The organism is Vibrio kagoshimensis, from assembly GCF_050337535.1.
Lineage (GTDB): Bacteria > Pseudomonadota > Gammaproteobacteria > Enterobacterales > Vibrionaceae > Vibrio > Vibrio gallaecicus.
In genome coordinates this window covers 1-14,297 of sequence record NZ_JAKJSZ010000034.1, presented here as the reverse complement: position 1 = coordinate 14,297, position 14,297 = coordinate 1, and the positions used below count along the sequence as shown (strand labels likewise).

19 protein-coding genes and 1 pseudogene are annotated in these 14,297 nt (G+C 39.4%); 1 reads left to right on the top strand and 19 read right to left on the bottom strand.

Features of this window, described 5'->3' with window-relative positions; genetic code table 11:
- From L4C37_RS21540 to L4C37_RS21455, 18 genes and pseudogenes are all read right to left on the bottom strand, one after another.
- Positions 1 to 378, bottom strand: a pseudogene (locus tag L4C37_RS21540) (hypothetical protein); the annotation flags it as partial.
- A 122-nt stretch (positions 379 to 500) separates the two neighbouring features.
- Positions 501 to 947: a GNAT family N-acetyltransferase gene (locus L4C37_RS21535; protein ID WP_429769943.1), complete on the bottom strand. Its 447-nt coding sequence runs from the start codon at positions 945 to 947 to the stop codon at positions 501 to 503.
- A gap of 134 nt (positions 948 to 1,081) precedes the next feature.
- Positions 1,082 to 1,447 carry a glyoxalase superfamily protein gene (locus L4C37_RS21530; RefSeq protein WP_272276234.1) on the bottom strand — a complete coding sequence of 122 codons (366 nt, stop codon included), beginning with the start codon at positions 1,445 to 1,447 and terminating at the stop codon, positions 1,082 to 1,084.
- A gap of 162 nt (positions 1,448 to 1,609) precedes the next feature.
- Positions 1,610 to 2,116, bottom strand: coding sequence for a GNAT family N-acetyltransferase (locus tag L4C37_RS21525; RefSeq protein ID WP_429769941.1), 507 nt, complete (start codon positions 2,114 to 2,116; stop codon positions 1,610 to 1,612).
- A gap of 136 nt (positions 2,117 to 2,252) precedes the next feature.
- Complete coding sequence (locus tag L4C37_RS21520; RefSeq protein WP_372268091.1) at positions 2,253 to 2,669, bottom strand: GNAT family N-acetyltransferase; 417 nt, start codon at positions 2,667 to 2,669, stop codon at positions 2,253 to 2,255.
- A 693-nt stretch (positions 2,670 to 3,362) separates the two neighbouring features.
- Entirely contained in the window at positions 3,363 to 3,689 is a 327-nt protein-coding gene (locus L4C37_RS21515; RefSeq protein WP_429769939.1) for a hypothetical protein, read from the bottom strand.
- A 414-nt stretch (positions 3,690 to 4,103) separates the two neighbouring features.
- Positions 4,104 to 4,634, bottom strand: a complete 531-nt coding sequence (locus L4C37_RS21510) for a GNAT family N-acetyltransferase (RefSeq protein WP_429769938.1) — start codon at positions 4,632 to 4,634, stop codon at positions 4,104 to 4,106.
- Positions 4,635 to 5,296: 662 nt separating this feature from the next.
- Positions 5,297 to 5,599 (bottom strand): hypothetical protein, encoded by a 303-nt coding sequence (locus tag L4C37_RS21505; protein ID WP_429769937.1) that lies wholly within the window; start codon positions 5,597 to 5,599, stop codon positions 5,297 to 5,299.
- 710 nt (positions 5,600 to 6,309) lie between these two features.
- Complete coding sequence (locus L4C37_RS21500) at positions 6,310 to 6,894, bottom strand: hypothetical protein (protein WP_429769935.1); 585 nt, start codon at positions 6,892 to 6,894, stop codon at positions 6,310 to 6,312.
- 145 nt (positions 6,895 to 7,039) lie between these two features.
- Positions 7,040 to 7,372, bottom strand: coding sequence for a YnfA family protein (locus L4C37_RS21495; RefSeq protein ID WP_429769934.1), 333 nt, complete (start codon positions 7,370 to 7,372; stop codon positions 7,040 to 7,042).
- 144 nt (positions 7,373 to 7,516) lie between these two features.
- Positions 7,517 to 8,089 carry a hypothetical protein gene (locus L4C37_RS21490; RefSeq protein ID WP_429769933.1) on the bottom strand — a complete coding sequence of 191 codons (573 nt, stop codon included), beginning with the start codon at positions 8,087 to 8,089 and terminating at the stop codon, positions 7,517 to 7,519.
- A gap of 145 nt (positions 8,090 to 8,234) precedes the next feature.
- The gene (locus tag L4C37_RS21485) at positions 8,235 to 8,675 is read right to left on the bottom strand and encodes a hypothetical protein (RefSeq protein WP_429769932.1); all 441 of its coding nucleotides are present in this window, start codon (positions 8,673 to 8,675) and stop codon (positions 8,235 to 8,237) included.
- A gap of 137 nt (positions 8,676 to 8,812) precedes the next feature.
- On the bottom strand, positions 8,813 to 9,133 hold the full coding sequence (locus L4C37_RS21480) for a DUF2834 domain-containing protein (protein WP_429769931.1): 321 nt from the start codon (positions 9,131 to 9,133) through the stop codon (positions 8,813 to 8,815).
- Positions 9,134 to 9,294: 161 nt separating this feature from the next.
- Positions 9,295 to 9,702 (bottom strand): DUF1801 domain-containing protein, encoded by a 408-nt coding sequence (locus L4C37_RS21475; RefSeq protein WP_429769929.1) that lies wholly within the window; start codon positions 9,700 to 9,702, stop codon positions 9,295 to 9,297.
- Between the two features lie 699 nt (positions 9,703 to 10,401).
- Positions 10,402 to 10,680, bottom strand: a complete 279-nt coding sequence (locus L4C37_RS21470) for a hypothetical protein (protein ID WP_429769927.1) — start codon at positions 10,678 to 10,680, stop codon at positions 10,402 to 10,404.
- A 142-nt stretch (positions 10,681 to 10,822) separates the two neighbouring features.
- Positions 10,823 to 11,191: an FUSC family protein gene (locus L4C37_RS21465; protein ID WP_429769926.1), complete on the bottom strand. Its 369-nt coding sequence runs from the start codon at positions 11,189 to 11,191 to the stop codon at positions 10,823 to 10,825.
- A 123-nt stretch (positions 11,192 to 11,314) separates the two neighbouring features.
- Entirely contained in the window at positions 11,315 to 12,112 is a 798-nt protein-coding gene (locus L4C37_RS21460; RefSeq protein WP_429769924.1) for a GTP pyrophosphokinase, read from the bottom strand.
- On the bottom strand, positions 12,090 to 12,239 hold the full coding sequence (locus tag L4C37_RS21455) for a hypothetical protein (RefSeq protein WP_429769922.1): 150 nt from the start codon (positions 12,237 to 12,239) through the stop codon (positions 12,090 to 12,092). The genes L4C37_RS21460 and L4C37_RS21455 overlap by 23 nt, the downstream gene beginning before the upstream one ends.
- A 237-nt stretch (positions 12,240 to 12,476) precedes the next feature.
- Here L4C37_RS21455 and L4C37_RS21450 point away from each other — a divergent pair, with 237 nt between their 5' ends.
- Positions 12,477 to 13,433, top strand: coding sequence for a hypothetical protein (locus L4C37_RS21450; RefSeq protein ID WP_429769920.1), 957 nt, complete (start codon positions 12,477 to 12,479; stop codon positions 13,431 to 13,433).
- Between the two features lie 319 nt (positions 13,434 to 13,752).
- Here L4C37_RS21450 and L4C37_RS21445 read toward each other — a convergent pair whose 3' ends face one another.
- Positions 13,753 to 14,139: a DUF6228 family protein gene (locus L4C37_RS21445; RefSeq protein WP_429769919.1), complete on the bottom strand. Its 387-nt coding sequence runs from the start codon at positions 14,137 to 14,139 to the stop codon at positions 13,753 to 13,755.
- Positions 14,140 to 14,297: the final 158 nt, after the last annotated feature.

Genomic DNA, 14,297 nt, shown 5'->3' with positions numbered 1-14,297 from the left:
CTCTAGTTCGACATTAGTATGATAAGTAACTCCTGCTCCTAGCTTATGACTTTCAAAGTTTCTAAAGAAAGATAGCTCAAATGGTATTTTGCTGAACGTAACCTCTCCGTTCGATGCCTCTATTGATTCTGATTTGTATCCTACAGTACCGCGGGTAGAAAACTGATTTGAGAATTGATAGTCTATTCCGCCAAAAAAAGAAAGTCCTTCGTTAGCATTGATTTCATCACTTTCCCCTGAGCTGTAAATACCTTGAAATAGCTCATCTCCACCAAAGCCATAGCCAATACCTAAAACTCCTGATAGATCTTTAGAATAAGCCGATGAAGATATCAGCAACCCCAGAAGTACTGCTTGAGGAACTACTTTTATTGTCATTTGAACTCCTTGTTCTTTTATTAAAATTTAAACCTAACGCCGCATTAAGGTGTGAGCGGCGCTTGGCTATACTTGAGCGAAGCGAAACTGCCAAGCGTTGCGAATCACTCTTAAATGCTTTGTTATGTGCGTACTAAAGACATTGGTACGAACCTAATTCCGTTGAACTCAGCCTCTTCACCTGTTGCTACGAAACCATTGCGATTGTAGAACTCAACAGCATTCACCGATGAACGCAGGCTAACCTCACGAGCATCTGTCTGGTTGAGCAAATGATTCAATAAAGTACGACCTAACCCCGAACCCTGCTGTGAATTAGCAACAAATAAATGTGTTAGATAATTCCCATCACGCAAAGCAGCAAAACCAAGGACTTTCCCACCTGATACAGCCTTAATAGATGAAAACTTCTCATTGTCAAAAGTAGTCGCTAGGTCTGGTAAAATTCTGTCCTTATACTCTTGCTTTCCCTGTGCATTAAAAAATGGAAGCACATCCTTGTCTGAGACCTCTGAAACAAGCCTTGTTACTGCCTCTAAATCCGATTTTAGGACCTTCTGAATTTCCATTCTCCCTCCAAGCACATAACGCCGCGTTAAGTAGTGAGCAACATAACCACTGAACCTAAACCATTGTGCCGTAAACACTAAAGCTGATTAAAACCAAAAATGCCACGCGTTGCGAATCTTGCTTAAACGCTTTGTTATGTGTTTTGTTTGCCGCTAAATAAGATCCTATTGGAAAATGGGTCTGTAATTGTAAAACACTCCCCACCCCATGGAGCTGATTCCAAAGCAGGATTACAATACATGTAATCTTTCTGCTCCAGCTCAGAAAACAGCTGCTGAATCTTATCTACGTTTACAAAGAGCTTACTTCCCGGAGTTCCATCACCTGAGTGCTCACTCAAGTGAAAAACAAGATTGCCTTTTGATACTTGCATATAAAGCGGGAAGCCTTCTTCAAATCTATGTTCCCAATCTAGATTCATACCTAAATAATCTAGATAAAACTCTTTCGCTTTTTGAATATCGAAAATTCTGATGATGGGGATTGTCTGAAAGTTCATAGTTTTGCTTCTATCCTTGAAAACTCGGTATCTGAGTATACACATAACGCCGCGTTAAGTAGTGAGCAACGCTACCACCTAACCTAAACCATTGCACCGTAAACACCAAACTCGACTTGAACTGAAAATGCCGAGCGTTGGGAATCTGCCTTAAACGCTTTGTTAGGCTGAAACTCGCTTGACCATTAATCGATCAATAATAACTGAACCTTCAAATTCCTCAGACATAAAACCATCTGAGAATTCAAAGCCATGTTTAGAATAAAACTGAATTGCTGCTTCATTGTTGTCGAGCACATATAGCTTGATCGTTTTTGTGCCTAGAGCTTGGGACTCTTGCTCTAAATGAGTTAGAAAGCTGCTACCAAGCCGTTGACCATAGACACTAGGGCATAGGTAAAGTTTGCTTAATTCTATAATTTCTACACTCTCCGGGGAAGCAAAATAAGACATAAACCCAACAACCTTGTTGCCTAGTTCAGCGACAACTACAGTCTCGGTGTTATTACTTATTGTTTTTTGCCATTCATCTACACGTGATGAGACGGTAAAGCCATTAATATAATCTGCAGGCATAAGTCCATCGAATGCAGATTTCCACGAGTTCACGTGAATTTGTGCTATTTTCCGAGCGTCCGTTTGGACAGCTTTCCTTAGATTAATTTCCACTGATTCTTCCTTGAAGCCTAACGCCGCGTTAAGTGGTGAGCAACGCTACCGCCCTACCTAAAACATTGTGACATAAACACTTAACCCAAAGTAAGCCGAAAATGCCAAGCGTTGGGAATCCGTCTTAAACGCTTTGTTATGTGATAATTTCACTACCGCGCTCCAACACCCAACAACGATCATTTTTGGTGTAGCCAATTTGCCCATAATAGTCATTAGCCGCCGGTGCGGCGATTAAAAACAGTTTACATGTAGGCTCTATTTGGGATTGAGTTTGAACTTGTAACTGCTTGCCTATTCCCAACCTTTGATATGCTTCATCAACCGCTAGGTCGGACAGATAACAGCAATAATGGAAATCCGTAATAGAGCGAGAAATACCAACCAGTTTAGGACCATACCAAGCTGTGATTATGAGGTTGCTATTGTTCAACATACCGTTGATACATTCGATATTTTCTATTGGTCTACGTTCTCCTAGCGTCGAGCGCTTCAGCAAGCCAATAAACTCGTCAGCCGAGATCTGATGATTAACCTTGTATTCGATATTCAATGTGACCTCCTTATCACATAACGCCGCGTTAAGTAGTGAGCAACGCCACCACCCTACCTAAAACCTTGCCACCGTAAACACCAAAACTGACCCAAACTGAAAATGCCAAGCGTTGGGAATCTGTCTTAAACGCTTTGTTAGTTTGCTTACATGATGCAGCCAAAGTTTAGCGCCAAGGTGCTGAATTAGTTACAAAATCACTGGCTTTGAACGCAGATGTAAAACTGAAAACTACGAAACTCAGACCCAACCAACAAAATGTTCTTGGCTAAGAAGCGACATGCGTAAAAAACCAATATTGAACGCTCTCAAACTGACAAAGGATGCGTTCGATGAGCCTAATAACCAAGTCCGACTAAAACCAATATTCACGAATTAGTCACCAAGAAAAAGAAGCCGCGCCAAAGAACCATTACAAAAAAGGTAGAGCCAGTAAGTGACAGCCCCATCGCGAACGATTCCCATATAGTGCCACCGGAAAGTTCCTGTGATTAGCAAACCAACAGGTGCAAAGCACAATAACCGAACAAGCTCTCGGAATAAAATCCCTTTCCTACTCTTGTAAACTAACGCCCAATTAAGTAGCTGACAACGCTACCAATACACTCAAAATTACAACCTTAATCACTGAAGCTAAAACAAGCTGAAAGTGCCAAGCGTTGGCAGTCTGCTTAAATTGCTTGTTATACGACTTTACTCTGGTGGCAAAGTAACTGAATCGAAGTATATTCCAGAAATCAAATAACTTTTCTTATCTTCTCTTATTTGAAAGATTATAGTCGCACCACCATGCTCAAAGGTTGTTCGTACATTGAATGTTAGTAACGTTTCACCTTTTTCATCAGATTTCATTGTAAAATCTTTTTTAACAAACTCTGGCGGCTCAAAACTTTGCATTTTTCCTAGTTTGGATAGATAAGTTAAGATACCTTGACCTTCAACTGATTTAAATTCCTCAATAACTTCTGGTATGAACAATTCTTGATATTGCTCAGTATCCCAAGTAGTAATCGTTGGCATGCTCTCTATAATAAAAGGGGTCCCCTTATCCGCTTGACCCTCCAGGTTAAATTCTACAGAGCAGTTAGCGCGAATATTCCAACCACACCCAAAGCTACAATTAACCCAATAGCTTTCATTATTTTTTCCATATACAGCCTACATTCATTTACCACTAGATTCAGCAACAAGTATAAGTAAGACTTACCGCTACGAGCCTTTTATTAATTTATTAAATAAAAGCTCGAAATTATAAGTTTCATGAATGCATATTAATGTGAGTTAATTCAATATTTTGTACTTAGTTGGTGAGTCGATATAACGCCCAATTAAGTAGCTGACAACGCTGCCAACAAACTCAAATTTACCACCGAAATCACTGAAGCTAAACCAAGTTGAAAATGCCAGGCGTTGACAGTCGGCTTAAATTGCTTGTTATAAGTGCGTTTTAGTATAAACCATCGTACTATCGAGCTCACCTGACGGCAGTCGCCTAGAGTTAATTAATGTTGCTTCAACCTGATAACCACAACGCATTGCAACAGCCTGACTCTTAAGGTTTGACGCTGCCATTTTAATTTCCACTCGTCGTGCTGATAAGTCATGAAAAGCGTATTGTTCAACCAAACCAACAGCTTCAGTTATGTAGCCAAAACCAGTTTTTGAAGTTTGTAACCAATACCCAATTTCAAAATATGGCACTGATTTATCTCTGACAATAAAACCTACTACGCCTATAAACAACCCGGTTTTCTTTTCAATGATATTAAACCAAAACTCCCCAGTACAACGGGAGAAATTCACCATTGCTTCTTTAATGTTATCTTCAAGAACTTGTTTAGATAATAAGCCTGAAACCCAAGGCAAAAACTGAGAGAGATCTTGCTTAGATTCTTCAATGACCCCATGCATAACATCAACATAATTTAAGGACGGAGGTACCAGTTTAAGTCTTTCACTTTCCATCTAAACTCCGATATTAGGAAGTACTTATAACGCGCGTTAAGTAGTGAGCAACGCCACCACCTAACCTAAACCATTGCACAGTAAACACAAAACCCAACCTTGAACTGAGAATGCCAAGCGTTGGGAATCTGTCTTAAACGCCTTGTTATACATACATTGCACCATAGATTGCTAGCAAGCCGATTGGAAGGAGCAATATCCATTGTGGAAGTTTTACAAAAACCTTAGATCCAAAAAAATACAACCCAACCGCCACAAACACTGATGCATACAGAATATATAAAAAACCTAGCGACTGRATTAGGAAATAGAGTGAATCAATACCATACCAACCGACGTATAAAAGCATTAGARAGCTARCAAACARAGTGACYGAGACAAGATGCCAACAAGCTAGAAGCGTTGCTTTCGGGATATCATCAAGCTTTGACTTTAGAAAAGGTCTAACCGRSTCTATTTGACCTGCAAATACATGCACTAACGTAGTAARCAGRGCTAATAWSCCCGAGCTAAATATCCATATATTCATAATATACTCCGTATGTATAACGCCTTGCTAAGGTGTGAGCAACGCATGCCTAAGTCTCTGCAGATCACCTTAAACACAAAAACCGACGCATGGTAAAAATGCCACGCGTTGCGAATCACTCTTAAGCAATTTGTTATGTTTGTTCTACATTCGCGCGATCACACCAATACTCTGAGTAACTTTCGTTTATCCAACACTCAATTCGTATTGTGCCAAACTCTTTATAAGTACCTAGTTCTTTTGAGATTGTTATACGTTCAGACGATAGTAAATCACTAACTGAATCAGCCAAATCTTCAAACCCATAAAGTTCAACATTTTTGTTTTCACTTCGAAGATTAAGCTTCAGAGCTCCTTGTTCTTCGGTGCGAACGGCTGTGAGACTACAAATAAAGTCTGGTCTCGCACACTCAAATAGCTTCTTATAGCTGCTCATATTCCCTCTGAAAACATAACGCCGCATTAAGTGGTGAACAACGCGACCATCCTAGCCTAAACCTTGCCACATATAGCACTGAAGCCGACCTAAACTGAAATTGCCAAGCGTTGAGAATCCGTCTTAAATGCTTTGTTATGTAAATTCAGCTATATAAGCCAAAGTTACCACGAAAAACTAAGCCTGTACGACCGAAGAAATAGCCAAAACCAAAGAACCCAACAGTGTTCACGAATTTGCAGAGCCAGCAATGTTACAGGCAAAACTTCAACAAGCGGAAAATGGTGATGAGCAGCGACCAAAAATGCTTTTGAATCTGGGAAACCGAACGAAAAAAACCATCAGCAAATGGGGACTTTCGTTAACCTTGCCCTTTCCGCACTTTAAGCCCGCAAAACTAACCACGAACCAACACTGAAACTGAATGAGGAAACTCACGAACCTTGGCATGTTTTACGGCTAATTTGGCAAAGAATCGGGACCGAAAGAGCTGATTTTGACGAGGATGAAAACCGATAGGTGGAGCGAGCGAATAAACAGAATAATACCGATTTTACCCGCTTTACATAACGCCCAATTAAGGTGTGAGCCACGTTGCCACGACACTCAATTTGAACACCGTAAACACTGAACTAAACCCAAACCAAAAATGCCAAGCGTGGGGAATCACTCTAAAATTGCTTGTTATGAAAATACTCACCACGCCCACATTACCTCTTAACACCCAGTAATATTGTACATTCTGAACGACCAAGAAAATGAAAACTTGAGCACAAAAAACCATTTTCCGAAATGTGAACCATTAACTTTTTATTTGTGGTTTCATACTCATTTAAATCAGTACTACAATGAGCGAGATAAATACCTCCAATAACAACACCCAACTCCTGAGCTTCCATAAAGTCGAGTGCCAAATTCTTACTATTGAAAGCAAAGAGATACTCTGATGATTGGTTGAGATTCCTAATGTCAGCTATATCGATATTATTTGGCATTTCATCAGAGAACAGCTTATCGGCAATATTTAAGACAACATCATGGATAACTGCTAAATCATTTGATGGGCTTTCAAAAACAACCATTTCAAGACTGTAATTCTCACAGAGTTGAGACAACGTTGTAGTTTGTTCAGGAAATAAACCTGATACAAAGAACGCATCAAATTTAGAGTTCAATAAAGGTGAAGATTCGATATTTTCATGAGGAATAAAGCTTCCATTTGACACCGAATCTAACTTCGGAAGTGAAATAGCTAATTTCAATTCATCCATGTCTATTTCTGGTGGTTCAAACATCGCATTCCTTATTTATTCGATTTTCATAACGCCGCGTTAAGTAGTGAGCAACGCCTGCCATTACACCTAAAACATTGTGCCGTAAACACTAAATTCAAAGCAAACCGAAAATGCCGAGCGTTGGGAATCTGCCTTAAACGCTTTGTTATGTGGTTCTTGGCGCGAACATGATGATTGCCATTCCTAACATAGCGACTGATGCACCCACAATGTCCCACAAACTAGGACGAATGCCGTCTACGACCCACAACCATAGGATTGCCACAAAAATATAGACGCCACCATAAGCTGTATAAACCCTACCTGCTGCTGTCGGATGTAAAGACAATAACCATGCAAATAGAGCAAGACAAAAAGCTGCTGGCACTAACAACCAGACAGATTTATCTTCTTTTAACCAAAGATAAGGCAAGTAGCAGCCCAATATTTCTGCAATAGCTGTTACAAAGAAAAGCCCTAATGTTTTGATTTCTAGCAACCTAAACTCCTATTTTTGCTGCAACCACATAACTCCTTGTTAAGGTGTGAGGCACAATACCTAAGCTTCCGCATAACACCTTAACCACTAAACCTAACGCATAGTAAAAATGCCACGCGTGCCGAATCACTCTTGAACAATTTGTTATGTTTTTTGCGACCAACTTTTGTTGTCCGATGATACAAAACGATTAAATAATATCTCATATTTCCATCCATCATCAGCTATTACAGTACAATCCGTAGAATTAACACAAGCGTGAAGTGTTGCAATAGGGTCTTCAATTGTAGGAATTTTCAGCTGACTTTGAATCAACTTTCTTGCTTCAGGTAATTCAGGATAATCCTCATAATACTCCAACTCCATGAACAATGCTGTTTGACGCATTTCTGATAAGTCACCATTACCTGAAAACTTCAGTAAATCAAACCAGTAGGGAATAGCCATGAGCAAAGCTAAAAACTCCTGTAGATTGTTTGCAATTTTACCTGCTTGTCCTTCAGAAGAGACAAAGAGTATCGGTCGCTTTTCCAACTCTAAATTCCCATACGCGAGGGAAACACCACCGGAGGCTTCACCTGCTAAAACAGTAAACTGGAAACTAGGAGCTAATTTTATCCATGAATCGTCGTCATTGGCTCGACATAATTCAAAGTCAAACAACTCCCCTAAAGCGTCAGCAATATTAGCTGACTGAAGATCTGAATATTTAATCATCGCTTAAACTTCCCTAAGAAACATAACGCCCAATTAAGTAGCTGACAACGCTACCAATGCACTCAAATTTACCACCGGAATCACTGAATCTGAACCGAGATAAAAATGCCGAGCGTTGACAGTCTGCTTAAATTGCTTGTTAGCTTTATAACATCAAATGTTTGTTAAGTTCAGCTCTAATTCTTTTACAATTATCGACTTTACCAACGATTGATACACTTTCGTATTTATCACCAGATGACAGATTGACTGCGATGTAACACCTGCGAGCTATTCTACCAGGAACACCAAAAGTTACTGACTTCACTTCATTTTTCAAAATTTTCTTATCTTTACTCGGAGGGGCATATTTCAATTCAATGTAATTACTATTCAAAGATAGTTCATAAAATTTATTTACTTGCGAGTACGCCACATAACAAAAAACAGAAAATAATAAAGAAGTATAAATGAAGCTTTTCTTCACGGAATATTTTTGAATTAATATCAAAAGCATAAAGAGTACAGCAGAGGAAATTGACGCTAGAAACAAGACCAAATTATAATTAGCTAAAGGTACATCTTGCGAAACTGATACAATTGTCAAATGAACCTCCGTGAAAGCTAACGCCGCGTTAAGTGGTGAACAACGCTAACCACCAAACCTAAACCATTGTACCTTAAACACTAAATTTAACTTGAGCTAAGATCGCCAAGCGTTGTGAATCCGCCTTAAACGCCTTGTTAGGGCTGTGGTTGAAGGGACTGCTTTTCTTTGAAGTAAAGATACATTGGGAGACCAAACGACACGCCAACTGACAAAGTTCCCAATACAGCAAAATATCGATTCTTCACTTCATGTCTTTGCCCGTCAACTATGATAAAGCCTATCAAAGCAATAGCACCAACTAAGACATCAATCCAAGCCATTATACTAATGGGATTCGCCACTGCTTCACTAAACAAAAGGCTAATATCTAAGCCATTGGTTACTACCCAAGGAACTAACGCTCCATACGGCAGCAATATACCTAACAAAGTAAGAACTAGATAAAACCTTACCATTTCGCCATCCTTGTATTTTTTTGTAGTAAGCCCTAACGCCCAATTAAGTAGCTGGCAACGCTACCAATAAACTCAAACTTACCATCGAAATCACTGAAGCTAAACTGAGTTGAAAATGCCGAGCGTTGACAGTCTGCTTAAATTGCTTGTTATGTGAATGCCTATCGCGCGCCTAAAAACGGTAAATGCTTTCGCTGCTGATAGGTTAAAGCAAGCTCCAAACAATGCTTAACTTCAGCCTCTGGTAATGGGTTTGACAAAGTTAAGACAATTGCCCTATTACCCTGAAATTCCAACGTACCATTGTGTAATTCTCTAAAAGTATCGATTAGCTTAGTTTGGCAGTTAAAGAAGATGTAGTAGTTACTTGGTGATTTCAATTTCCAATCAATTCGAATTGGACTACCCGTCTTGACGACATAACTCGGCTCACCCCATTTTAGAGACTCTGCGACTTGACCTAGCTCCAGCTCAGAAACGATTTGAAACATTAGATTTCGCAGTTCCTCTAGCCGAATACGAACATTTTCTGGATATTCGTCGAACCGTTCTTTGACTACCTTATCCATTGGAAACCTCTATTCACATAACGCCGCGTTAAGTAGTGAGCAACGCCTGCCACCTAGCCTAAACCATTGCACCGTAAACACCAAAACTGACTTGAACTGAAAATGCCAAGCGTTGGGAATCTGTCTTAAACGCTTTGTTAGTTTGCTTACATGATGCAGCCAAAGTTTAGTGCCAAGGCGCTGAATTGATTACAAAACTACTGGCTTTGAACACCAATGTAAAATTGAAAACTACGGACCCAAACCCCGCAAACAAAATGCACTTGGCTAAGAAGCGACATGCGATAAACAACCACAGTTTGAAGCTTTTTGGCTGATAAAGGATTCATTCTACTAACCTGACAACCAAGTTCAACGACCGACTTTTCTGCGACAGACTCACCAAGAAAAAGAAACAGCGCGAGACGCACTAAGCGACCAAAGTTACTGATGCGGAGAAATGAATAACGCTACACTCAAAGAGCCGAAAAACAACCTACGCGCGATGAGATTTGGTTGCACAACTTTAGGAAAACGAACAGGTGTAAAGCACAGAAACCAGACTAGGCTTTTTGACCATAAACGCTTTTCTACTTTTGCAAACTAACGCCCAATTAAGTAGCTGACAACGCTACCAATATACTCAAACTTACCACCTAAATCACTGAAACAAAACCAAGCTGAAAATGCTACGCGTTGACAGTCTGCTTAAATTGCTTGTTATGTTGATGCGTTGAGTTTTGCAAATTTCTTTTCAGCCTTAACACTCTTATACCAACTCGCTGAGGCAATGATTAACCCAAAGAAAATACTACTTGTTAAATCTAGAGCTTTTGTCTCTATGCTTGCTGAAAGAAATGCAGAACGATCACTATCCAAAAGTAAATGTGAAAATATAAAGAACGCTGCTCCGCCGACAATAATTCCATATAGAATCAAAAATCGAGCTAACCCTTTCCCCTTGATTTCAATCCACTTTTTATATTTAACTTCGTTCATTTAACTTTCAAACCTTTGTAACAACATAACGCCCAATTAAGTAGCTGACAACGCTACCAATACACTCAAATTTACCACCTAAATCACTGAAGCTAAAACAAGCTTAAAATGCCAAGTGTTGGCAGTCTGCTTAAATTGCTTGTTATGTTTTTTGATTTATAGCTTTCACCTGCTCTATTAAAGTATCGTATTCATCACGAAAGCTAGAACTGTGCAAAATCGATTCCTTAGAGCCAAAACCTGACGGGTGCGTAACAAATACACGAAGTTCATACTTCTTGGTTTGTAAAAAGCTAACTGCGAAAACAATCGGAAAAACTACTAATATTAACAGTGGGTGCAGTACAAATAATAGCGCACTCACAACAGAACCAATAGCAGCTGCCTTTATGAACTTTTCTGTACTGTCGTGTTTCTTAACGTACATATATTCAATTTTATCAACATGAATAGGAAGAGGCTTACTTACGCTGTATACCTGATTCCCTTCAAGCTTTACATTTCCATACACCAAAGACACCTCCAGAAACATAACGCCGCATTAAGGTGTGAGCGGCGCTTGGCTATACTTGAGCGAAGCGAAACTGCCAAGCGTTGCGAATCACTCTTAAATGCTTTGTTATATTTTTTTTCGTTATTTTTCAGTAATATAATCAATTTCTGGTGGCAAGTTTCTTTTGACGAAATATTCTTCGGATGTCAAATCTAGAACGGTTCGACTTATCCCTACAAGCCCCCACACCGGATACTCTTTACTTGGTTGTTCTTCTCGCTCCATTTCTTCTAGAATTGGCATACACCGTTGGATTCTACTCTCCAAATCGTTTAAGTCACTTACGTATTCACGCAACTCACTTAAAAATGATGGTACGTCATCCTCTTTATAATCACGTTCAGGAAAGTACTGCTTTGCGATTGCTATAAAACTGTCCGCATTAATTTCAACCACTTGAGATATTTGAACATTCTGTTGGTAATCATTTTTCATCAGCTGTATATCGTCAAATTGTTCGTCTGCCAACTCAATCAAAGCACTAAGACGATTTAACTTGCGTTTAAACTCATTAGGGACGTCATCTTGCTTTTTGTATAGTAACTTATGGCTAATAGCCGCCCATGCATGCATAAGCATTGTCCTGACCTGAATTTCGACCTTTAAACCATCCAAGCCTTTATAATGTGGAGTAACAAGCCACTCTTGTTTAATCGTTACTACATAATGATTAGATGTATAACCAAACTGGTCAACGTCTAACTCTTCAGCCTTGTTCGACACAGACAACACATCAAAGTTCTCTTGGATAATGTCGTGAATGGATTTTAAGTCATTCTTGTAATAACAAATTACTCTTACACCAGCTATGTCTTCAATTTCCTCAAATGGATTCTGATAGCCTTTTCTCACGACCTTATCTTGAATAAGATTTTTCATCTTTCACTCTATGTTCAATATCGAAAGATGATATTTCACGCTCTAACAAAAAGCGCTTTAAAGCCACTGATGTTTCTTCTGCTAAGCGCATATATTTTGGCTTAGCCTCTCTAAATTCTATGTTCATCTTCGTAAACTCTGATTAAAAATATAACGCCAAATTAAGGTGTGAACAACGCTAACCACCTTACCTAAACCATTGTGCCATAATCACTAAACTGGCTTAAAGTGAAAGCGCCGAGCGTTGTGAATCACTCTTAAATTTCTTGTTATGTGCACCTTTGATTTTATGCGCGGATTCACTTAGCAACCAGTTATTATTATGAGACAATATGAGTAATTTACTGAATTGTAAGGCTCTATTATGAAAGCTCAAGTTTTTTCACAGTCCCCTCCTAAAGTAGAGGTTAATAATAATACCCATTCAGTTAACGGTGGTGACGGCGAATCAAAAGCTGCTGCAGATCTACTGTTGGCAACTCGTGGAGAAGTTAAGTGGAGTAGCCGAGAAGTTGACGGTCGAAAAATTGATATTGAATTTAGTGCGGAACACCCTTGGTATGAGAAAGAAAACTTTTCGTTGAGTTTCCAAGTAAAAGCTGGGCACAGTTACGTAAATAAAACTTGTAATACGCTTTTCGCACCTAATTCAACTCTATTCAAATCAATCCAACGACAAAGTGACAAGATTGGGTTGATCTGGGTTGACCCAGATAAAGACACTTCACAATGGTGTCTAATTCGCCCAAACTCAAAGTATATGAGTAAAGGGTATGGGCTACACCACAAAATCACACCAGCAACTCTATACGACTTGGCTCGTTGCTACGGTCGCGATTTAAATAAGCCTAAGCATGGTCATGGCATATGTATATCTAGGAAGCCTAAAACTTTAAAGGTTCTACGTTCAAATGCAATTGGCAGCTACTATGGTAACAAGGTCGTTCTTTCACCAGTATTAGGTGAAATTAAGTTAACTAGATTGGGGTGGAAACATATGTTTAGAAAGTCTCGACGTGCCGAGCATAAAGAGACTTCATTACAAGTAATTCCTGTACTAGGGAAATTATTGGAGCATATTCCCCGAGAGCATATTGTTCACTCGACTAAGTACTATTCAATAGACGACTTCGAATACAGAGAGTGTGAGCATGTTATGTCATTTACTCAAGTAAAAGATTCAAACAACAATTATTTGAACGTGACGGTGAAAGTATTGGAGTATGTTCGATACCCTAAAAACTGGAGAGAGCGCAGTTATTTAACTCAGCTTGTACAAAGAGAGGCGAGGTTTTTATCTGCTTACATTCTTGAAGGTTAGGAAGAGCAATGCACGTAGCATCCTTTATTTGTCACGCTGTAGGCAATAAATTGCTTCCAGCGGACACGCATTAGCCTTTAAAGGTATTAGTGCATGCCTTCCATGAGCCAAAGACTACACTAATTTACAGTACACTCGCAAGAGTATTTACAGTCTCAAGCTGCCAAAATAAGCACGCAAGCACATAACGCCCAATTAAGTAGCTGGCAACGCTACCAACACACCCAAATTTACCACCTAAATCACTGAAGCTAAACCGAGTTGAAAATGCCAAGCGTTGACAGTCTGCTTAAATTGTTTGTTATAAGCGTTCCACAAATCAGGAGAAGAACTCTGCTAGATCATTATAGAATGCTGTCATCATTGACGTTGTTGCCATTAATTCTATTTCCACTTTCCAAGGCTCAGGACCATCGTATTCACCCACGCAGATATTTACTGTAACGTGCCCATAAGAATCACTAGTAAAACTTAACACTAGTTCCCGTTCGATAGACTGGATTAAGACTTCCCCACTCCAACCTTTCCAATTCTCAGACATAAAACGGGCATTCTCGACCCAGAATTTTGCATCAGTGTACGCCCATACTCTTTTATCGAAACGGATTAGCTGAGATCTATATGAAAAACTGAAATAATCTTTATCTCGACTAAAGAACTCAATTTCTGCAGATGTCTCTGAGGATTTTAATACTACACTATTCATCTAGTCACAATTTCCTGCTGAGCTTATAACGCCCAATTAAGTAGCTGACAACGCTACCAATATACTCAAACTTAACACCTAAATCACTGAAACCAAACCGAGCTAAAAATGCCAAGCGTTGACAGTCTGCTTAAATTGCTTGTTATAAAGCGGACTCT

Coding starts and splice junctions, on each gene's coding strand:
- L4C37_RS21505 (WP_429769937.1), bottom strand. CDS start 5,599: ATGAGCAGCTATAAGAAGCTATTTGAGTGTGCGAGACCAGACTTTATT.
- L4C37_RS21515 (WP_429769939.1), bottom strand. CDS start 3,689: ATGCCAACGATTACTACTTGGGATACTGAGCAATATCAAGAATTGTTC.
- L4C37_RS21530 (WP_272276234.1), bottom strand. CDS start 1,447: ATGAACTTTCAGACAATCCCCATCATCAGAATTTTCGATATTCAAAAA.
- L4C37_RS21470 (WP_429769927.1), bottom strand. CDS start 10,680: ATGAACGAAGTTAAATATAAAAAGTGGATTGAAATCAAGGGGAAAGGG.
- L4C37_RS21480 (WP_429769931.1), bottom strand. CDS start 9,133: ATGGTAAGGTTTTATCTAGTTCTTACTTTGTTAGGTATATTGCTGCCG.
- L4C37_RS21490 (WP_429769933.1), bottom strand. CDS start 8,089: ATGATTAAATATTCAGATCTTCAGTCAGCTAATATTGCTGACGCTTTA.
- L4C37_RS21450 (WP_429769920.1), top strand. CDS start 12,477: ATGAAAGCTCAAGTTTTTTCACAGTCCCCTCCTAAAGTAGAGGTTAAT.
- L4C37_RS21445 (WP_429769919.1), bottom strand. CDS start 14,139: ATGAATAGTGTAGTATTAAAATCCTCAGAGACATCTGCAGAAATTGAG.
- L4C37_RS21500 (WP_429769935.1), bottom strand. CDS start 6,894: ATGTTTGAACCACCAGAAATAGACATGGATGAATTGAAATTAGCTATT.
- L4C37_RS21510 (WP_429769938.1), bottom strand. CDS start 4,634: ATGGAAAGTGAAAGACTTAAACTGGTACCTCCGTCCTTAAATTATGTT.
- L4C37_RS21535 (WP_429769943.1), bottom strand. CDS start 947: ATGGAAATTCAGAAGGTCCTAAAATCGGATTTAGAGGCAGTAACAAGG.
- L4C37_RS21460 (WP_429769924.1), bottom strand. CDS start 12,112: ATGAAAAATCTTATTCAAGATAAGGTCGTGAGAAAAGGCTATCAGAAT.
- L4C37_RS21475 (WP_429769929.1), bottom strand. CDS start 9,702: ATGGATAAGGTAGTCAAAGAACGGTTCGACGAATATCCAGAAAATGTT.
- L4C37_RS21455 (WP_429769922.1), bottom strand. CDS start 12,239: ATGAACATAGAATTTAGAGAGGCTAAGCCAAAATATATGCGCTTAGCA.